At 41.3% G+C, this 20,205-nt stretch carries 17 protein-coding genes; 4 read left to right on the plus strand and 13 right to left on the minus strand.

What is annotated here, in order from left to right; genetic code table 11:
* Positions 1 to 38: 38 nt before the first annotated feature.
* Both PE36_RS24890 and PE36_RS21655 read left to right on the plus strand, forming a co-directional pair.
* Positions 39 to 164, plus strand: coding sequence for a hypothetical protein (locus tag PE36_RS24890; protein WP_255348868.1), 126 nt, complete (start codon positions 39 to 41; stop codon positions 162 to 164).
* Between the two features lie 17 nt (positions 165 to 181).
* Positions 182 to 538, plus strand: a complete 357-nt coding sequence (locus PE36_RS21655) for a DUF547 domain-containing protein (RefSeq protein ID WP_369751268.1) — start codon at positions 182 to 184, stop codon at positions 536 to 538.
* A 46-nt stretch (positions 539 to 584) separates the two neighbouring features.
* On the opposite strand, the gene PE36_RS21660 is transcribed toward PE36_RS21655, so the two are convergent.
* The 3 genes from PE36_RS21660 to hisA form a co-directional block, all read right to left on the minus strand.
* Positions 585 to 1,139 (minus strand): type II secretion system protein, encoded by a 555-nt coding sequence (locus PE36_RS21660; RefSeq protein ID WP_006034251.1) that lies wholly within the window; start codon positions 1,137 to 1,139, stop codon positions 585 to 587.
* 68 nt (positions 1,140 to 1,207) lie between these two features.
* The gene (locus tag PE36_RS21665; RefSeq protein WP_006034252.1) at positions 1,208 to 2,482 is read right to left on the minus strand and encodes an HD-GYP domain-containing protein; all 1,275 of its coding nucleotides are present in this window, start codon (positions 2,480 to 2,482) and stop codon (positions 1,208 to 1,210) included.
* A 208-nt stretch (positions 2,483 to 2,690) separates the two neighbouring features.
* Positions 2,691 to 3,449 (minus strand): phosphoribosylformimino-5-aminoimidazole carboxamide ribotide isomerase, encoded by a 759-nt coding sequence (gene hisA / locus PE36_RS21670; RefSeq protein ID WP_006034253.1) that lies wholly within the window; start codon positions 3,447 to 3,449, stop codon positions 2,691 to 2,693.
* Between the two features lie 234 nt (positions 3,450 to 3,683).
* Here hisA and PE36_RS21675 point away from each other — a divergent pair, with 234 nt between their 5' ends.
* Positions 3,684 to 6,602: an HD domain-containing phosphohydrolase gene (locus tag PE36_RS21675; RefSeq protein ID WP_006034254.1), complete on the plus strand. Its 2,919-nt coding sequence runs from the start codon at positions 3,684 to 3,686 to the stop codon at positions 6,600 to 6,602.
* 461 nt (positions 6,603 to 7,063) lie between these two features.
* Here PE36_RS21675 and PE36_RS21680 read toward each other — a convergent pair whose 3' ends face one another.
* The 5 genes from PE36_RS21680 to PE36_RS21700 all read right to left on the minus strand — a co-directional run bounded on the left by PE36_RS21680 (position 7,064) and on the right by PE36_RS21700 (position 15,057).
* On the minus strand, positions 7,064 to 10,642 hold the full coding sequence (locus tag PE36_RS21680; protein ID WP_006034255.1) for a methylmalonyl-CoA mutase family protein: 3,579 nt from the start codon (positions 10,640 to 10,642) through the stop codon (positions 7,064 to 7,066).
* Between the two features lie 78 nt (positions 10,643 to 10,720).
* Positions 10,721 to 11,911: a dihydrolipoamide acetyltransferase family protein gene (locus PE36_RS21685; protein ID WP_006034256.1), complete on the minus strand. Its 1,191-nt coding sequence runs from the start codon at positions 11,909 to 11,911 to the stop codon at positions 10,721 to 10,723.
* Complete coding sequence (locus tag PE36_RS21690; protein ID WP_006034257.1) at positions 11,911 to 12,888, minus strand: alpha-ketoacid dehydrogenase subunit beta; 978 nt, start codon at positions 12,886 to 12,888, stop codon at positions 11,911 to 11,913. Before PE36_RS21690 ends, PE36_RS21685 begins: the two co-directional genes overlap by 1 nt.
* Positions 12,885 to 13,991, minus strand: coding sequence for a pyruvate dehydrogenase (acetyl-transferring) E1 component subunit alpha (pdhA, locus tag PE36_RS21695; RefSeq protein ID WP_006034258.1), 1,107 nt, complete (start codon positions 13,989 to 13,991; stop codon positions 12,885 to 12,887). Before pdhA ends, PE36_RS21690 begins: the two co-directional genes overlap by 4 nt.
* Complete coding sequence (locus PE36_RS21700; protein ID WP_006034259.1) at positions 13,984 to 15,057, minus strand: Glu/Leu/Phe/Val dehydrogenase dimerization domain-containing protein; 1,074 nt, start codon at positions 15,055 to 15,057, stop codon at positions 13,984 to 13,986. Before PE36_RS21700 ends, pdhA begins: the two co-directional genes overlap by 8 nt.
* A gap of 562 nt (positions 15,058 to 15,619) precedes the next feature.
* Here PE36_RS21700 and PE36_RS21705 point away from each other — a divergent pair.
* Positions 15,620 to 16,954: a sodium-dependent transporter gene (locus PE36_RS21705; RefSeq protein WP_043994963.1), complete on the plus strand. Its 1,335-nt coding sequence runs from the start codon at positions 15,620 to 15,622 to the stop codon at positions 16,952 to 16,954.
* 142 nt (positions 16,955 to 17,096) lie between these two features.
* Here the strand turns inward: PE36_RS21705 and PE36_RS21710 are convergent, their stop codons facing one another.
* The 5 genes from PE36_RS21710 to PE36_RS21730 all read right to left on the minus strand — a co-directional run.
* Positions 17,097 to 17,492: a CBS domain-containing protein gene (locus PE36_RS21710; RefSeq protein WP_006034262.1), complete on the minus strand. Its 396-nt coding sequence runs from the start codon at positions 17,490 to 17,492 to the stop codon at positions 17,097 to 17,099.
* Entirely contained in the window at positions 17,489 to 17,839 is a 351-nt protein-coding gene (locus tag PE36_RS21715; protein ID WP_006034263.1) for a P-II family nitrogen regulator, read from the minus strand. The genes PE36_RS21710 and PE36_RS21715 overlap by 4 nt, the downstream gene beginning before the upstream one ends.
* 97 nt (positions 17,840 to 17,936) lie before the next feature.
* Positions 17,937 to 18,746: a DUF1538 domain-containing protein gene (locus PE36_RS21720; RefSeq protein ID WP_006034264.1), complete on the minus strand. Its 810-nt coding sequence runs from the start codon at positions 18,744 to 18,746 to the stop codon at positions 17,937 to 17,939.
* Positions 18,743 to 19,483: a DUF1538 domain-containing protein gene (locus PE36_RS21725; RefSeq protein WP_006034265.1), complete on the minus strand. Its 741-nt coding sequence runs from the start codon at positions 19,481 to 19,483 to the stop codon at positions 18,743 to 18,745. The genes PE36_RS21720 and PE36_RS21725 overlap by 4 nt, the downstream gene beginning before the upstream one ends.
* 213 nt (positions 19,484 to 19,696) lie before the next feature.
* A partial coding sequence (locus PE36_RS21730) for a phosphopantetheine-binding protein (protein WP_006034266.1) occupies positions 19,697 to 20,205 on the minus strand: 509 nt, incomplete at its 5' end.

The following is a 20,205-nucleotide window of genomic DNA, read 5'->3' on the forward strand; positions in this document are numbered from 1 at the left end:
CACAACAACAAGCCTACTGGATTAACTTATACAACGCGCTGACAGTACAGTTGATACTCGATAACTATCCCGTCAAATCGATAACTAAACTCGGTGAACGCTTTTTTCATTTGGTCCTTGGGATGATGATGCGGCGGTCGTTAACGGAAAAACCCTTAGCTTAAACGACATTGAACATGAAATACTGCGCCCTATTTGGCTAGACCCACGTATCCATTATGCAGTGAACTGCGCTAGTTATGGTTGCCCGAATTTGGCTGCAACTGCATTTACCGCTAATAACATGGAACAGCTATTAACCGCGGGTGCTTATGCCTATATAAATCATCCCCGCGGCGTTACAGTTAAAGGCGATGACTTGGAAGTATCGAGTATCTATAAATGGTATGCAGAGGATTTTGGTGATAATGATCAAGCATTAATTGAACATTTAAAGCGTTATGCAAAGCCTCAACTAAAGCAGGCTCTACAGTCATTTCAACAAAACCCTGGAGATATCGATTTTGAATATGATTGGCGTTTAAATCAGTCAGAATAATCAGTTAAAAAGTGCCAGAATAACGATACCCTGTCGCAGGGAATCGTTACTTTTCTTTAAAATGTGTCGTCACGCTACCGTTATTACTATCATAACGAATATACAAATCTAAATTACTTGTTCTTTTGTACAAGCAAACCCCATCAGGTTCAGCTGGGTCATTAAAGTAGCCATAAACAACTGTAAAATCATCATTGTAACCGGTTGCTTTATCAATTTTATTACCACCTGTATTCAGAACCGTATTCCAGAGAGAAATACAATCGTCCCTGTTATCGGTTGTAATTATTTTATCAGTACCAACAAAACTCTGTGCTGGCCAGCCAGCGGAATTAAAGTCGATCAACCCTTCAGACCCGGAACCATATAGTTGAACATCATTATTTAAATTTAAGTCTGTGCTCGAACCCATGATCACCCATTTACTGTGCGCTAAATTAACCGCACTTTGCAAAGCACCACCAGTACCTTCGACAACAGCAATATCAGCATCATCCGCTAAATTCAAAAAACGCGGTAATGCTGTAGCGGATAATACACCGAGTACAATGATCACAATAACCAACTCGATAAGAGTAAAACCACGCTGTAATGTATTCAAAATAATAAACCTTTGATATTAAGTAAGTACCAATTATAGAGTAAACAGTCTAATTGTATATCTCATAATTAATTATTGTTCTTTGTACTTTCAAAATAATAGCTAATTCGACTTCTCGGATTAAGATATTCATAAATATGTTGCGGTAACTTATCGGGCTTTATGACACCCGTAATTGTTAATTCAAGTTGTTCAAGATCAATAATAGGCGCTTCTGCACGAGGTACTTCTGCATCATAAATAAGAATGTTAGGGTATAACAACCTATTCGTATTCACTGACAGTACCATCCCGATTTGATCATTCGATAATCGAATAACACTACCCGGAGGATAAACCCCCAAAACTTTCACTAATAATTTCAAATCACTTTGGTTGTACTTATTCGCACTATTCTTATATAGCCAAGATAACGCATTAGAAGGGACTCTTGCTTTGCTTATATCCATTGGATGACAAAGTGTATCGTATGTATTAACAACACTGACAAGTTGAGCAAATGAGTCGATGTCAGCACCCGCTAAACCTTTAGGGTAACCGCTGCCATCTAATAATTCATGGTGTTGAGCAATAATAGCTTTTGCCGACTCCGGAAAAGTATCAACTAGATTAACGATATCCAGCCCATATTTAGGGTGTAAATTTAGAAAATTCTGCTCTGCATTGGTAAGCGCAGTCGTTTTTCGTAATATTTGCGGCGGTATTTTCAACTTACCCATATCATGAAACAGCGCGCCCATACCGATGCTTTTGATTACACTCGCATCTAAATTCTTCATTCTAGCCAGCAACATAGCGAGTACAGATACATTCAATGAGTGATAGTAAATATTTTCATTTTCTTTGGTTTCACTCATCAAGTGCAAAACAATGTGTTCTTCTTTTAACAACGAATCAACCATATTACCAATAAGTTGTTCGGCCTCGTCAATGGCATTTAATGGTCGACTAGATAGTTTGCTCATCACAGAACGGACTTGAATCATCGCCGATTTAAAGTTTTTTTCAGTTTTGGTAATGCGTCGACGATGACTTTTTAATTTTTCAATGCCTTGCTGTTTAGTCTCCCATAATTCACGTCTAATTTTTTCAAGATCGAGATCGAGATTCGCAGCAGGTTCTTTTGATTCAGTACCCGGCTTTTGAGGTGGCAACAAGCCATTGTCACTTCGTTGTGGATAGACAGTAACATGTGAAACACCAAGTTTACGGATAAGCAAAAGTTGTGCTTGAGAGTCAATTTTGAAATTATTGAACATGAAAGGATGATCACACCAGCCCAAGGGTAATTTTACGTAATTCCCCACTTGGATACGATCTATTGAAACTTTAATACCACTCATAATAAACCACAAAACAAAACAGAGCTGACATTTTAGTGGAACAACCTAGTATTTTAAAGATGTTTTTATAATAGAAATGGATAATAATATTTAATCTTGATTTTCATCACAGATTTAAGCTCATATAATTTTATTATTACTTTTAAAAATAAATAGATAGCGGGCATTACCTGCACAAAGTGGATAGTGCCCGCTATATTAATGAGTATTAGTGTTCCTGATTCCAATCAATGCATTGCTGTAAAGTTATACCGGAGCCACCAAATATATCCAGCGCACTGCCAATCGTTAAATCAACGTTACCATTAGATAAGCGCTCTACTAAAGCCAAATCCTCGATACTACGAGCACCACCAGCATAAGTGACAGGAATTTTGGTATGTTGACCCAATAAGCTAACAAGTTCTTCATCAATACCATTTTGTAAACCTTCTACATCAGCAGCATGAATCAGAAATTCGGCACAATGTTCAGACAGTTGTTGTAATGTCTCAGCATTAATCACAGTACTTGTTACTGTTTGCCAGCGATTTGTCGCTATGTTCCAACCTTGCGCTGTTTTCCTGCAACTCAGATCCAAAATTAAATGTTCTTTACCGACTTCTGCTTTCAATTGCGCTAACTTATCCCAACTAAATTCATTACCATCAAACAAATATGACGTCACAATGACATGAGATGCACCTGCTTTTATATACTTATCTGCATTGGTTAAATTTACACCACCACCAAACTGCAAACCATGTGGCCACGCTTGTAAAGCTTTTAATACTTCGGCTTCGTTATTTGGGCCTAAAGCAATAACATGACCACCGCGTAAATCATGTTGACGATAAATATTGGCATAATATGCAGCATCATATTGGCTAATAAAATTAGTCGCGGCACCTTGGTCATTCAAACTACCGCCAACAATTTGCTTTACTTTACCCTGGTGTAAATCAATACAAGGACGAAACTGAGTCAAAACAACACTCCTCTGTTTGAAGACTAAACGATCAATTCCTGATCTTTACCCATTTTTAGATTTCATAGTATACCCAAACTACTTCAAGATGCTATATCAGAGATTGACTGAAATAAAACATCAGCGAGCACAATAAATGTTAATTTAGAGTTAACACTCTATTCTAAATCGTCACAATTTTATGCTACCCTGTTATTGGTAGAATATAAGTATTAAGACTCACTGGAGCTGGCTTTGCACAAGATTAAATTATCACTGACAAATTATACTGCTATCGCATTCTCAACGTTTTTATTTATCACTATCAGTGTTTTAATTTCCGTCAGCTACAATCGTATGTCTCAGATGGCTCATGATGCAACATCACAACAGTTTCAACGCTATGTCGACGATATTTACACTTCAGTTAGTTATAAATACAGACCCATCACGCAACTTTTTGGTTACCTTAGTACCAGTTCTGATTGGGATAATGATAAAGCCTCAGATATCAGCTTAATCAAAGCCATTGACCTTGCTCGCTATCTTGCTAACGATACCTTAACCAACTCTATTTATATGGGCTTTCCGAATGGTGATCTGCTGGGCGCACATAAACTAGGTTCTAAAACCAAAAAATATTATTATGACGCACCTGAAAACGCCAACTTTGTCATTGAAACACTAGAATACAAACAAGCATATTCCAACCAACTTACCCGTGTTTACCTCAGCAAAAATTTTGACGTCATTGATACAACAGTAACTAAAAATGATTCGTTGAATGTCTTTGAACGCACTTGGTACAAAATTGGTATGCAGAGTCCTAACTTAGTGCCAACACCTATATATAAAGATTTAAGAACCAATGAGGACGCATTAACACTGGTACAAAAACACCAATTTTCCGATGTTGTTATCGCCACTGACCTTAATATTAGTACCATAGTGAATAGCTTAAAAACATCCGATCTGAGTAATGATGCAATACGGGTATTATTTGGTGACAAAGGTCAGTTCGTCGTTTATCACAAGAACGATAGCCTTTTTTCAAATTTCAGTGACGCATCGAATAATAACGATATGGGCAACTTATTACAAAAAGCAGAGTTCAAGAAAATCATCAGTGCTAACCTCAATAAAAATAAGCTTTTCACTTTTAATTTCAAAGGTGAAGAATGGCTTTCACAAACCCACAACATCAGTGTTTTACAGAATAACAATGCACGTCTTCTCATTGCGGTGCCCAAAAATAGCATTTTAGGTCCATCCAAAAAGATGCTGCACGATACTATGCTGATGTTGGTTTCAATCGGGGTTTTATTTATTCCATTAAGTTGGTTATTCGCCCGAGTCTTAACTCGACCATTGCGTAATATATCAGAACAAATTAAACAAGTAACAGCGTTAGATGTATCTGAAACCGCAACTATAACGGTATCTCGCGTGAAAGAAATTTCTGACTTACAGCTATCAACAACAAAAATGCGTAAAACATTAGATGATTTTTTACGTTTGCTGACGATGCTCTCTAACGAACAAGATATTCATAGTTTATTAGAAAAAACCTGCTCTAAAGCCAGTTTGATGCTTGAAGCTGACAGTGCTTTTGTATATTTAAAATCTGAAAAAGACGACAGCATATTAGAACCTTTTATTTTACATACTCAAGATGACAACATAAATGCGGATGTAACACAGTGCCCTCACCTCTCGACACAATGGCCATATGAAAAATTAAGAAACAATGTCAATGTAAAAGATATTCAATTTAACCTAATTCATCCAATGCTAAAAACGGCGTTAGTAAAAGCGGGAATTCATCCCGAAAATAGCAATGTTTATACGTTGACTATCCCGTTAGTTGATCGCAGTGGTAATATTCTTGGTCTGCTTGGTTTTAGTTACAGTGAATGTCTTGGCGGAGACGAACTAACGCATGTCATGGGCGTGGCAAAAACATTATCAGACTTTGTCTCACTGTCTTTTGAAAGCCAAAATTTGATCGCTAAACAGAAAGAATTACTAAACTCATTTATTAAACTGATCGCAGGCGCGATTGATACAAAATCACCCTATACCGGCGCCCACTGTCAACGCGTGCCTGAACTTGCCAGCATGCTAGCCGACGCAGCCAGTCGGTCTAAACAGAGCCAATTTAGTCACTTTAGTCTTGATGCTAAGGGCTGGGAACAACTTAATATCGCGGCTTGGTTACATGACTGTGGCAAGGTAACAACACCTGAATACGTGATTGATAAAGCGACCAAGCTAGAGACCATTTATAATCGTATTAATGAGGTCAGAATGCGATTTGAAGTACTTATTCGAGATGCGCAGATTCAAGCACTGACCGCTATTGCACAGGGTGAATGTGCGAAGAAAACCAACCAAATACTGGTTGACAACATACACCAAATCGAAGATGACTTTGCATTGATTGCTAACTGTAACCTGGGCGAAAATTTTATTGATGATGATATGAAGGCCCGTATAGAAGCGATATCGCAACAAACTTGGTTGCGCTTTCTTGATGATGAACTCGGACTTTCACCTGCTGAGCTTGCACAAAAAGACAGAACAAGCCCCATCACACTGCCGATAATGGAACCCGTGTTATCAGATCGCGCCGAACACATGGTCTCGCACATTGATAACTCATTAGAATTAGAGGCACATTTACGCTTTAACATGAAACGCCCGCTGCACCGCAACAATCTTGGTGAACTACATAACCTGATGATCCAACGTGGCACAATCAACACAGAAGAACGTTACATCATTAATCATCATGTGATCCAAACGATTACCATGTTGGAACAACTGCCATTACCGCCACATCTAAGCCGTGTCCCCGAGATTGCAGGTGGTCATCACGAACAACTAAGTGGTCGAGGTTATCCACGTGGTCTTCAGGAAGAAGACATATCCCTTGAAGCACGTATATTAGCTATTGCAGATGTATTTGAAGCGCTGACTGCGAGTGATAGGCCTTATAAAACAGCTAAGTCGCTGAGCCAAAGTATTAAAATATTAAGTTTTATGAGTAAAGATAGGCATATAGATAGCGATCTATTTAAACTGTTTTTAAGCTCTGGGATTTATCTTAAATATGCACACAAATACCTAAAACCGGAACAAATTGATAACGTCAATATCTCTGAGTATTTATAGCAACCACTGCTTCTGGGCTTTAGGCTGTGAATTGTGAATTGTGAATTGTGAATTGTGAATTGTGACTATTTTCTATATGCCAGAAACTAAAATGCCATCTATAAATAGATGGCATCAAATTCTGAATTCCTAGAAATTAGTAACCTAAATGTCTTGGGTAAGTGAATTTTGAATTATATAAATCACCAAAAACAGGAGTTGCAGGTACTGAATTTTTCATAGGGGTCACCTTCTAAATCATTAATCAAAAATTGAACCACGTGGCTCGGTTGATCTCGGTTCCTTGGAGGCGGTTTAACGGACTCATCCTTTGAGCATTTTTCTATCTTCTTGTTCAGAAGATGTGACCAATGTAACATAAATAAACCATTACGCAAGCTTTCATTTGAAACCGATCACATAATCAATCAAATTAACTAGACAATATATACCCACGCTAAGTTTAATTAATCAACAGTAACCTACATATTGCGACGATATTTACCACCGACTACATACAACACATCCGTCAGTTCGGATAGACTTGCAAATGGCGCTGCAGACATGAGCGCAGCAAAACTATTACTTTCACCCGCATGATTAGATAATAATGCCACTTTCATTGCTGCCAATGACAACTCACCCTGCTGTTTATGTTGCTGCTTAAATTGTAAAACACCGTCTATCTGTTGCTGCTTTTTATTATCACTGCAGCGTACCAATTGTTTATTGCTCGATGGTATCGAATCATGGACCCCCTCATCCCTAGACATACAATTAACCCCTACCATATCGAGTTTTGCGCTGCCTTTTAATTTCTCGTAATACATGCTTTGCTGCTGGATCTGCGTACGTTGATAACCGGTTTCAATTGCACCAAGTACCCCGCCACGACGGGCTAAACGATTAAACTCGCCATATACGGCTTCTTCAACCAGGTCAGTCAATAGCCCAATCACATAACTCCCTTGCAACGGGTTTTGATTTTTATTCAGTCCAAACTCACGATTAAGAATGGATTGAATCGAGAGTGCACGATAGACCGAGTTTTCCGTTGGCGTAGTAATGGTTTCATCATACGCATTGGTATGCAGACTGTTACAGTTATCACAAAGCGCATAGAAGGCCTGTAAACTGGTTCTAATATCGTTTAAATCAATCTCTTGTGATTGCAGGCTACGTCCTGATGTTTGGATGTGATATTTTAATTTTTGGCTACGTTCATTAGCGTTATATACCGACTTTAATGTTCGCGCCCAGATTCGTCGAGCAACCCGCCCAATCACGGCATACTCGGGGTCCATCCCATTGCTAAAAAAGAAACTCAGCCGTGGTGCCACATCGTTTATATCCAGACCCTGCGCCAAATAATATTCTAATAAGGTAAAACCATTAGCGAGTGTAAAGGCTAATTGAGTGATCGGATTCGCCCCTGCCTCCCCAATGTGATAACCACTCACTGAAACAGGGTAAAATTTCGCTATCCCATGGGTACTAAAATAGCCTTGCATGTCGGCCATTAATTTAAGGGCAAAGTCTAATGAGAAGATACACTCATTCTGTGCAATTTCTTCTTTTAAAATATCAGCCTGTAACGTCCCTCTGACCTTGTTGTAAGTCGCGGTTTTCAACGCAGTGTATTCATCCTCTAACCCCAGTAAATCAATCATTAGCATCTGCCCAGAGATACCGAGTAACTTAAGCCCTAAACCATCATGGCCTTGCGGTAAATCGCCACGATAAACTGGCCGTTCGTTAGCGCTACTCCCTCTATTATGACTATGACTACTACAACCACTAGATGACAAATACACGTTAATGAGTTTGTTGGCTTTTCGCCATAGATTCGCTTGCGTTAAATACAACTCAACTTGCTGGTCAATAGCGGTATGTAAAAACCACGCCATGAGGATTGGTGCAGGTCCATTAATCGTCATCGAAACCGACGAGCCTGAATCACACAGGTCAATGCCGGAATACAACACTTTCATATTATCCAATGTGGCGATCGATACGCCTGACATACCAATGCAAGCAAATACATCAGGACTGATAGCAGGATCGTGCCCATACAAGGTATTAGGGTCAAATGCCGTAGACAATCGAATCGACTTTTGGCCTTTAATTAAATAATGAAAGCGTTTATTGGTGTCTTCTGGCAAACCTTCTCCGGCAAACATCCGTGTCGGGTCTTCATCATTGTGTCTGGTTGGAAAAACGCCCGCGGTATAAGGATACTGCCCAGGGAGATTTTCATTCAGTAAAAAAGCAGTAATGTTATCCCAATGCCCCTCGTTTGGTTTTGCCACGTGGGGGATCACGGTACCACTTAAACTGACAAAATGATCGCGATGCTCACCATATGATTGATGGCAAGCAATGGTATCGACGCCCTCTTCAATTCGTTTAAGTGCTAATTCGTCATCGTCTCTAAACCAAGCAAGTAAGGCATGCCTAAGTGGGACAGAAATCTGAGCCAAAAGCTTGTTATAGCGTGATCTTAACGGGGTTAATAACACTTTCAGTGATGCATCGGTGACTAAGAAACTATGCGTATCGGATTCATTATCGACATCCGCTTGAGGGTAACGAGCAAGTTTAGCTGGTAAACAGGGATCACCTAAGTCGCTTAACATCTGATAGCAAGTATGTAGTGCTCTAACCTGCTCTATTTGCTGGCTATTCTGCGCTGTTATGTCGACATAATGATTATAAATAGCGGTTAAATAGTCCGCGTTTTGTAACTGCAACTGACTCGTCGTTAGGGTCCAATCATAACGAGGGTATGTCGTTAATGTTTGTTGGTAAGCATTTTTTACATCGGCCTGTGCCGTAAAAGGTAACTTGGTCATCAAAAATGCAATAAAACGACCAAAACCATGATCGTTATAATGGCTCGCTACCATAGCAAAGATGGGAAGTTCATCTCTCGCCGCATGATTTTCGTGCTGGTTAAAACGCCATTGCTGCTGCACATCATTAAAGGCATCTTCACTACCTTGTTGATCCGCTTTATTGAGCACCACAGCATCGGCATATTGTAACATCTCTATTTTTTCTAATTGGCTACTGGCACCATAATCCTTGGTCATTAAATAAAGGCTGAAATCAACCATATCAACAATGGCACTATCACTTTGACCGATACCCGCAGTTTCAATTAATACCAGGTCAAAGCCGTGGTTAATTAACATCGGCACACAGGTTTGTAATGCTTGACTGACTGACACATTGGCCTGTCGTGTGGCAATAGAGCGCATGAATAATCGGTCGTGCGGCAAGGTATTAATACGAATACGATCACCTAGCAAGGCGCCGCCAGTTTTTTGCCCACTGGGATCGACGGCTAAATACGCAACCTTGATATCCGGATAAAGCTGTAATAACGCCCGTAATAATTCATCAATAAATGTACTTTTACCCGCGCCTCCCGTCCCTGTGATACCCATCACCAAGGATTTTTTGGCTGGCGCGGCAGAAGACAATACCGATGACACTTTATCTTTACTGGCTCTTGTACTAGTGCCGTTATTAGCTAATCGGTTTTGCTCAATCGCCGTGATTAATTGTCCAAAATACAAATCAGTTACAGGGGTTACTCCCGGTTTTTTAACCTTAAACTTCGCGTTACCTTTTGGCTTAATCGCAATTAGACGCCCGAGTAAATCACTGATCATCTCATCTAAACTCAACACATCGGCACTGGTATATACACGGGAAATCCCTTGTTCTTCCAGCGTTCTAGCTTCATCTGATGTGATGGTTGCACCACCTCCAACAAACACAGCAGGTTTAGCGCCAACATCAGCGAGACTAGATAATAAATAACCAAAATAAGCATTATGCCCGCCCTGATAAGAGCTCATCGCAATCGCATCAACGTCTTCTTGCAATGCAGCCGTCACCACATCATGAACTGAACGATTAATACCTAAGTGGATGACTTCAACTCCCCGCGCTTGTAATAACCGCCGTACAATATTAATTGCAGCGTCATGACCATCAAACAGACAGGTCGCTGTTAATATTCGCAAGGGATACTTGGTTGAAGTCGTTTTCATCACTCTTCACTCCATACTTGTTATAAAATATTGTTGTAAAACATTGTTATAAAAGATCTCAATCACGGGGTACTTGTATTAACTGTCCAGCGCTAGGTCTGCCATTAACACAGCTAAGAATCGAGCGGCTTCGCCACCTGTGATAGACCGATGATCAAAGGTTAATGACAAGGGTAACAAGGTGAGTTCGACAATTGTTCTTTTAACATCATCCGACGCGGTCTTGTTTAAATTAGTGTAGGCAAGTTGCTGAAATAATCGACCGGTACCAAGGATTGCAACCGTAGGGGGCATGACGATTGGATTAGCGTATTTACCCACCATGCTACCAAAGTTAGACAGGGTGATGGTATTACCGCGTAAATCGTCCGCCGCTATTTTTCGCTGTGAGACTAATTCTTTTATGGTATTAATTTTGTCGCGCATCGTGCGTGCACTGTAACTTTGCGCATCGCGGATCACAGGCACAAATAAGCCATCTTGGGTATCTACCGCTAAACCTAAATGCATGGGTTCAATGATACGACGACCAATTGCATGACTGTCATACCAAGCATTCAATGTTGGTTCTGCTTCACACGCGAGTGCCATTGCTCTGATTAAGCGTACTGTGATATCACCCAGAGCAAACCACGCTGTAATATCAGCATCATCATGGAGCGTCACAGGAACAACTTCGGCATGCGCTTGAGCCATCGCTTTGGCCATACTGCGGCGAACACCTTTCAGTGGTACGAGTTCACCCACATCGGCAAATATTTTAACCACACGCTCTACGTCAGCAGCGGTAATAGTACTGTGTGGACCAGAAGGGGTGACAATGCTTAAATCAATATTGTATCGATGTGCTAATGCCCGCACTGCTGGTGTTGCTTTTACGCCAATACTGTTGCCCGATACCGATTGCGGCGTTTCTTTTAACTTAGTTTCGGATGTATGCAACTCTCCGACAACAGATGTCGAAGCTTTTACTGGTTCGCGTGTTGTCGCACCATTCGTTGTAGCCGCACCATTTTCGCTAGATATTGCGTCGCCCTCTTCTACGAACTCAACAAGTGGATCACCGGTATGAATAATGTCACCGCTTTCGCCATACAGTTTCACCACAATAGCGTTTTCAGGACACGGGATCTCTACAATTGCTTTTGCCGTTTCCATCGACACCATTAACTGGTCTGCCGCCACGACATCACCAGGTTTAATAAACCATTCAACAATTTCAGCTTCGGGCAAGCCTTCCCCTAAATCTGGTAATTTAAAAATATGCATCAGAACTCCATGACTTTGTTAACGGCGGTAATAATTTGCGCAACGCTTGGCATATAATATTTTTCCATTTTAGCTAATGGCATGATGGTGTCATAACCGCTCACGCGTATTACCGGTGCCAACAACGTCATCAATCCTTCTTCAGCAATAATGGCTGCTATTTCTGAGGCTACCCCACCACTTCTAGCCGCTTCAGAGACGATCACGCAGCGACCCGTTTTTGCTATCGAGCTCAATATCGTGGTTTTATCGATGGGTTTAATAGAGGCAAGATCGATAACTTCCGCCGATATGTTACGTTCCGCCAACTGATCTGCTGCTTGCAAGGTTTCATATAACATTGCTCCCCAGCTAATTAAGGTCACGTCAGCACCTTCTCGCAGGGTAAAACACACATCTAACGGTAATGCTTGACCGTTATTATCAACAGATTCAGTTTGTAACCGGTAAATACGCTTTGGTTCTAAAAACACCACAGGATCAGGGTCTCGAATAGCAGCCAGTAACAAACCGTAAGCCCGTCCAGGAGAAGATGGAATAACCACACGAATACCGGGAAGATGCGCAAAAATAGCTTCGGTACTTTCACTGTGATGTTCAGGGGCATGAATACCACCACCATACGGCGCACGTAAAACCATAGGACAGGTTAAACGGCCACGCGTACGATTACGCATTCGTCCGGCATGACATAAAAATTGATCGAATGCAGCATAGATGAACCCCATAAATTGAATTTCGACGACGGGTTTCATCCCCTGCGCTGCAAGACCAATTGCCATACCACTAATGAGTGATTCGGCTAATGGGGTATCAATAACGCGTTCACGACCAAACTCTGCCTGTAATCCTTCTGTCGCACGGAAAACACCACCATTAGCACCAATGTCCTCACCCAGTAATACGACATTTTTATCTTCTGCCATTGCATCAAACAAGGCATTATTAACTGCATCAATGAGTGTCATGTCCTTCATTTTTCACCTTCCTTTGAGACCGCGTTTCGAACTTGCTCTAACTGGTCTAAATAATGATCGGGCAAGGTTTCATACAGATATTCAAACATGGTGGTTGGCGACGCAGGTGGAATAGCAAGATAGCGCGTTACCGCTGCATCAATTTCCTCACTGCACTCTTTTTCTAGCAGCTCTATCGCGGCGTTATCAATGATCAATTCATCCATGAGTAAAGTTCGCAGTCGAGTCATGGGTTCTTTCTGCCAAGCTTCCCCGACGTTATCCTCAGAGCGATAACGAGAAGCATCATCGGCAGTGGTATGATCGGATAAACGATAAGAAATAGTTTCAATTAAATGCGGTCCTTGCCCTTCTCTGGCTCTGTCGATAGCCGCTTTAATTTTGATATAACAAGCAATCACATCATTGCCATCTACTTGTTCGCAGCTAATCCCGCCAGCAATGGCTTTTTGCGCTAACGTTTCACAACTCGATTGCTCATCGCGCGGCAAAGAAATAGCCCATTGGTTGTTATTAATAATAAATACCAGTGGTAGCTGCCATACCCCTGCGGCATTGACTGATTCATAAAAATCACCCTTGGATGTCGCGCCATCGCCGCAAACAACAACCGCAACACGTGGCTCTTTACGTAACTTCATGGCATAACTGATACCAACAGCATGGCAACACTGGCTAGCTATAGGGATGGTACAAGGCATGTCTTCTCGCGGCCCCTTAAAGTCCATACCCCGTTCATCCCCACCCCAGTACATTAAGATCTCTTCGGGTGTTACCCCACGAATAAGTACCGCAGCTGTTTCTCGGTAAGCTTGAATAAAAACATCTTCTGCGCGCATCGCTTTACCTATCGCCGCCCCTACCGCTTCTTGACCTAGGCAAGAGGCATAAGTACCAAGACGACCGGTACGTTGTAACGCAATGGCTTTACAATCAAAAGTGCGGGTAAATAACATCCATCGATAAAACTCAACAAGCAATTCTCTACTCACGCCAGCAATAGATAAATGCTCCAATGATTCAGATAGTCTGCCTTTTTCATCAAGGTATTGGGTATAACCAACGCGGAATGTACTTTCGACCTTAACGGTATTTTTATTCATAATCAGCTCCGGAAAATGGTCCCGTCAATATCTTTTCAGCTAAGCTATTAGCGACATCAACTGTCGAACTGTTCTGCTGTTCTGCTTGGATAAATATAGCCAATAGCGTGTCATACAAGGCCGCCAATTTATGTTGCACCACATCCGGTTTATTAAGATAGGAGATCTGTAAAACCCCCCCGGAATTAATGACATAGTCAGGCGCATATAGTATGTCTCTGGCAGCCAACGCATCCGTCATATTCGGATGTTGTAATTGGTTATTCGCAGAACCAGCAATGATGGAAGTGTTGAATTGGGCAATCGTATTGGCATTAATAATTTGGCCTAATGCACACGGCGAAAAGACATCACAATGAACAGCATAAAGGTCATCACCAGTGACAATATCAGCGCCAAATTCATCAACCAGTCGCTGTGTTGCTTGCTGATTTGGGTCGGCAATCGTTAACTTGGCTCCGTCATTGTGCAGTAACTTCGCCAATGCATAACCTACATTACCTACACCTTGAATTGCCACATGAAGCCCGGCAAGTGACTCCTGCTGCAACTTAAATTTAACCGCCGCTTTTATCCCATAATAAACGCCTTTCGCTGTATGTGGAGACGGGTCACCCGACGCTAACCCTGCCGTTGTCGTGCACATAACATGGTTTGTTTGACTGGCGATTACGTCCATATCAGCAATCGTCGTACCGCTGTCCATGGCAGTAATGTAACGACCACCTAAACTTTCAACAAACCGCCCAAACGAGGTAAACAGCGCCTTACGATCCGTTAAATTTTTAGGTTTTAAGATAACCGCTTTGCCACCACCAAAAGGTAGCCTGTTAATTGCCGTTTTATAACTCATGCCAGCCGCTAAACAGCAAGCGTCTTTAACCGCATCGTGAACTGAAGGGTAGTTAATCATTCGGCAGCCACCAATAGCAGGGCCTAACTTGGTACTATGAATAGCGATAATGGCTTGTAATTGCGTTTCTGGATCTCGCCAGAAGTGCACATCGCTGAATGGATATTGTTCAGCCATGTCAAATAGATCTGTCGATTCTATGAAGCTTGCCATGAACGGTTCTCCAACCTTGGGTTGCGGATACCCTGAAGACGCACAGTTAATTACATTTTAAGTCATTGGGTATAAAGGAGGTTACTCTAAGGATAACTATAGACACGATACTCAACAGTGCCCATTACCAAACACGTTACCGTGAGCAACAAAGCATTCTGTTGTGAGCATCTAGAACATGAGTTAACAACAGAGCCGCGAGCGTGAGTAATAAACATGGTCGATGACTAATGCCAAAAGGCAACTGCGAGGTAAAACAAAGCAGGATATAGAGGAAATTAAATACCAGAGTGTAGTTTTATGTGTTGGAGTGATGGACTTAAAGTGAGCAAGTAAGCTACACACCACCAGATAGTTCAAATTATACACTACCAACGCAGTATTAATCGAAACATATGCCCTCCGGGCTTTTAATAATACGATAAAACTGTTCTACTTGTCACCAACCTAATTGAAATCTAATTTTAACTAGGTGTACAGGTAAGTTTACAGCAGTTGTAAGGCTTCCATAGACTAAACAAAATCACTCACTAACTCGACCAGAAATACGTTGGAATAAATAATGGCAACAGGTTCAAGAGCACAATTTTCATCTCGATTCGGCTTCCTCATGGCAGCAGCAGGTTCTGCTGTCGGTGTCGGTAATATATGGGGCTTTCCAACTCAAGCAGCCAGTAATGGCGGCGCAGTCTTTTTACTTGTTTACTTGTTAATGGTGTTTATTCTCGCGTATCCATTATTAGTAGCAGAGCTAACCATTGGTCGTTACGGTCAAGCAAATCCAATCAAGTCAATTCAATCGGTTTGGCCTAAACAAAAAATGGCCGCTACGGGGCTAGGTATTGCAGGCATGATCGCGGTATCAATGATCTTAAGCTTTTACGCAATTGTCGCCGGCTGGTTATTAGGTTCATTACTGTCACCATTGTTTGCACTTATCGGTCTTGATGCTGCTGCAGAATGGGTTAATGCCTTTGGTACTGAACGTAACTTAGTGATGATGGTTATCTTCATGGTAATGACTGTTCGCGTTGTAAAAAGTGGCGTTACTGACGGTATCGAACGCTGGTCTTCACGTTTAATGCCAGTTCTGTTCATCTTGTTTGGTTTGATGACGGCATATATCTTGACCTTAGACGGTGCCAGTGAAGGGCTTAAGATGTACTTAGTACCAGACTTTTCCCATCTAAGTTCAGACTTAGTGATCAGTGCGATGGGTCAAGCATTCTTCTCACTATCATTAGGCGTATGTGCAATGATGGTATACGGTTCATATTTAAGCAAAGATACCAACATTCCTAAAACTGCCGCACAAGTAGCCTTACTTGATACTGGTGTCGCATTTGGTGCTGGTCTACTGATTTTACCCGCGATGTTCGTGGCACAGAAAAACGGTGTTGAGATTTACGACGCTGCTGGTGCACTACTGAGTTCAGATACGTTAGTGTTCACGGTACTACCCGCGATGTTTGATACCATGGGCACCATGGGTATTGTTATCAGCATCCTATTCTTTGTGTTAATGCTTATTGCAGCACTAACATCATCAATCTCGATGTTAGAAGTACCTGTATCTTGTGCAACGGAAGAATTGAATAAAGACCGTAGCACAGTGGTGTGGTGGATTGGCGGTATTATTACACTAGTATCAGCCGTGATCATCTTCAACTTCGCTGATTTATTCGGCTTGGTGATCACTGCAACGACGGTTTATGCACAACCAATTCTTGCACTTATCTTTGCATTATTAGTGGGTTGGGTATGGCGTCGTGACCAACTTCTTACAGAGATCAAACAAGGTAATCCGGAACTTGAAGATAGTTTATTCTGGAAGATCTGGCCTTGGTATGTACGTGTTGTATGCCCTGCGTTGATCATCCTAGTACTGACCTCTTAAGAGTCGTAGAATAAGTACAGATAGAATAGTATCGGTATAATATAGAACGGTTTTAAGATAACAAAATGGCGACTATGTCACTATTATTACAATAGAACATAATCGCCATTTTTGTATCTGTCACAATATGAAAATAGCTTATCTATTTATCTAACTCGTGTAAAACCAGCTCGCTATAGCCAATCAAACCTAGAATATCTTCATTTTCGATCACCGGAGCATAGAACAAACCAAAACGCTCAAATAAACGTGCACAATAACGAATATCCATTTCGGGTGGCACAGATACGATTGGTTTTGCCATAACTTCATAGATGTTAACACGGTCAGGTGAACGATCTTTGGCTAATACTTGCTTAGCGATGTCTGATAATACCAAAATACCGTAAGCATCATGTTGGTCACGCTTATTCACAATGATCACTTTCGAATCACTTTTTTTCATGGCATCAATCGCTTCACGAATGGTCTGCATACCGTCCATACAAATATAATTTTTCGTCATAACCGCACTGGCTTTAATTAGATTTTTGGTCACAGTTCATTCTCCACAGTTTTCGTTAATTGACTAATTTGGTGATTCACACCGACCGCATCTTCCACGTCAATTTGAACCGCAATACCTGATCCCGGCTTTTCATCAAACTGACCGACTTTATTGATTTCTTCTAAAATATGTCGGCTTAAATGTTCTTCAACAATAAATAATAAAACATCACGCTGCGTTTCCAGGGTTAAACCAAAAAAGGTTTTCGATTGCTTAAGGCCTTCACCTCTCGCATTATTAATAATAGTGGCACCAGTAGCACCCGCACTGCGCGCAGCATCCATGATACCGTCTGTAATACCAGCATCTACAAAGGCGACGATTAATTTAAAATGCATTTTATTCTCCAACAATTCATAATTTTAACTGTACTTTTTCTTGAAATAGAGACGGTTCTTGTAATAGAAACTGTAATGACTCGTGAACATTCACTAATTAGTTTGAAGCGACATTCTTGTCACGAGCACTGATCCACTGCGATATTTGTGCATAAGCCATGACCGACATGATCGGAAACAGACTCGCAAACGCAATCAGACCAAAACCATCGATTATCGGGTTACGCCCCGGCACTGTTTCTGCCAATCCGAGTCCGAGTGCTGCAACTAACGGAACGGTTACCGTCGACGTCGTTACGCCACCTGAATCATAAGCCAATGGGATAATCAGTTTTGGTGCGACCAGTGTTTGTAAAACCACAACCAGATAACCCGTCATGATGTACCAATGAATAGGGTCGCCGACAACAATACGATAGCAACCGAGCGAGATACCAATCGCCACACCCAGTGCAACAGATAAACGTAAGCCCCAAACACCAATGGCACCACCGGAAACTTCATTCGCTTTGATCGCAACCGCAATCAATGATGGTTCAGCAATCGTAGTAGCAAAACCGATTAAGAATGCAAATAGATATACCCAGTAATAATCGGTCCAAACCAGCTCACGTACGCTGCCAGTGACGGCTTCGACGTTGTTGACACTCGCAAGAAAAGCCGGGTCGGTAAGTTGTTGTGCCATTAAGCGCCCAAGCGGAAATAATGCCCACTCTAAACCAATCAAAAACAGTGATAAGCCAAGCAACACCCACAAGAAACCCATTAATACTCGGCCTAAATTAGGTAACGGTTTACGAATCACAGCAAACTGGAAACCAAATAAAATCGCGGCAATCGGCAATACATCGTGAAACGTCGTCACGATTGTCGCGCCAATTTGATTTAACATATCGACAAAGGTCATAGCATCACCATTCCATAAGCCATTACAAAGATAATTGGGTTAAGCGATGCTAACGCGATAAGACCAAAACCATCAATCATCGGGTTTCGACCTTTAATAGAAGATGCAAGTCCCACCCCTAACGCGGTGACAAGTGGCACGGTGATCGTTGATGTCGTGACACCGCCCGAATCATAAGCAATACCAATAATCTCAGCGGGTGCAAACATGGTCATGATCACCACCAATATATAACCACCAATAATGAACCACTGCAGTGGCCAACCTTTGATAATACGTAGTACACCAATTGCAATCGCAATCCCAACACTCAATGCCACACTCATTCTTAAGCCTTGGGCATATTCATCAATTGCCGCTTGTGTCGTGCCGATAAGATCACCACTGGCTGCAACCCTCGCTGCCTCTGCAGCAACAGCAATCAATGCCGGTTCCGCCACAGTGGTACCAAAACCAAGACAAAATGCAAAAGTTAACAGCCAACCAACACTGCCCTTACGCGCAAACGCATGAGCCATAGATTCGCCAATAGGAAATAAGCCTTGTTCAAGGCCATGAATAAAGAAGGTGAGTCCTAATAATACAAACAGTACGCCAATAAGAAGTTGGCCGACATTCGGTAGCGGTTGCTGAATAACCACTAACTGAAAGAATAAAATCACAAGAATGATGGGAGCAAGATCCCTGATACTTCCCAACATAAATTTAAGTAGGGTTTTAAACGTGTTAACCAACATAGCCTCCTTGATTAGATCAATCACTCGGATACTAGCGCAGTGTAAAACTAAAAAATTGATCTAAATCAATGGGATCATATATAACCCCATAGGGGTGCATTTAACGAGCGTTAAACCTTGAATTAACCTTGTGGTAACAATAATGATAAATAAAAGGGGGATGAATATCTATTTATGTAACCGTAAACTTTCTATTTATGTCACCTAAACAGTCTATCCATTAAACCGTACGCTCGCATAAATTTGGTCTAATTCTGCAACACTGCATTGCTGCCAATGCTTGGGCAACTCGCTTCTTAAGCAGTGTTCTAGTTCTACCGATAAATAAACAAAAGACAATGAATCGGCATTTAAACTGTGGAAATTTTCATCGGGGGATAACTCAGCTAAATCTAACGCATCAATAAATAGGTGGCTAATACTCTCCCACTCTTTCTCATCTAATTCTAAAATACTTGAAATAGAGCATAGAGTACGCTGAAAAAACCCAACCGTAGGTTTTTTATAAGCATGATTTATGATCGCCCTAAAGTCATATTTTCCATTAGAGAGTAATGGTATGGCATTAACTATGTTGATGATAAATTTGTCACGCGGTAATGAATAGTTGTCGCTTAAGAGTGTCAATAGGTGCGTTTTATCAACATCATCATTGCTTAATTCCAAGGCGATAATAATAGCATTATCATTACCTGTTACTGCACTTTGTGGATAATGACTTT

It is taken from the genome of Moritella sp. PE36 (assembly GCF_000170855.1).
Taxonomy (GTDB): domain Bacteria; phylum Pseudomonadota; class Gammaproteobacteria; order Enterobacterales; family Moritellaceae; genus Moritella.

What these genes read in the sequence shown, in the direction of transcription:
- PE36_RS21705 (WP_043994963.1), top strand. Translation starts at nt 15,620, where the DNA reads ATGGCAACAGGTTCAAGAGCACAATTTTCATCTCGATTCGGCTTCCTC.
- PE36_RS21690 (WP_006034257.1), bottom strand. Translation starts at nt 12,888, where the DNA reads ATGAAGGACATGACACTCATTGATGCAGTTAATAATGCCTTGTTTGAT.
- PE36_RS21725 (WP_006034265.1), bottom strand. Translation starts at nt 19,483, where the DNA reads ATGTTGGTTAACACGTTTAAAACCCTACTTAAATTTATGTTGGGAAGT.
- PE36_RS21700 (WP_006034259.1), bottom strand. Translation starts at nt 15,057, where the DNA reads ATGGCAAGCTTCATAGAATCGACAGATCTATTTGACATGGCTGAACAA.
- PE36_RS21680 (WP_006034255.1), bottom strand. Translation starts at nt 10,642, where the DNA reads ATGAAAACGACTTCAACCAAGTATCCCTTGCGAATATTAACAGCGACC.
- PE36_RS21720 (WP_006034264.1), bottom strand. Translation starts at nt 18,746, where the DNA reads ATGACCTTTGTCGATATGTTAAATCAAATTGGCGCGACAATCGTGACG.
- PE36_RS21685 (WP_006034256.1), bottom strand. Translation starts at nt 11,911, where the DNA reads ATGCATATTTTTAAATTACCAGATTTAGGGGAAGGCTTGCCCGAAGCT.
- PE36_RS21665 (WP_006034252.1), bottom strand. Translation starts at nt 2,482, where the DNA reads ATGAGTGGTATTAAAGTTTCAATAGATCGTATCCAAGTGGGGAATTAC.
- PE36_RS21715 (WP_006034263.1), bottom strand. Translation starts at nt 17,839, where the DNA reads ATGCATTTTAAATTAATCGTCGCCTTTGTAGATGCTGGTATTACAGAC.
- pdhA (WP_006034258.1), bottom strand. Translation starts at nt 13,991, where the DNA reads ATGAATAAAAATACCGTTAAGGTCGAAAGTACATTCCGCGTTGGTTAT.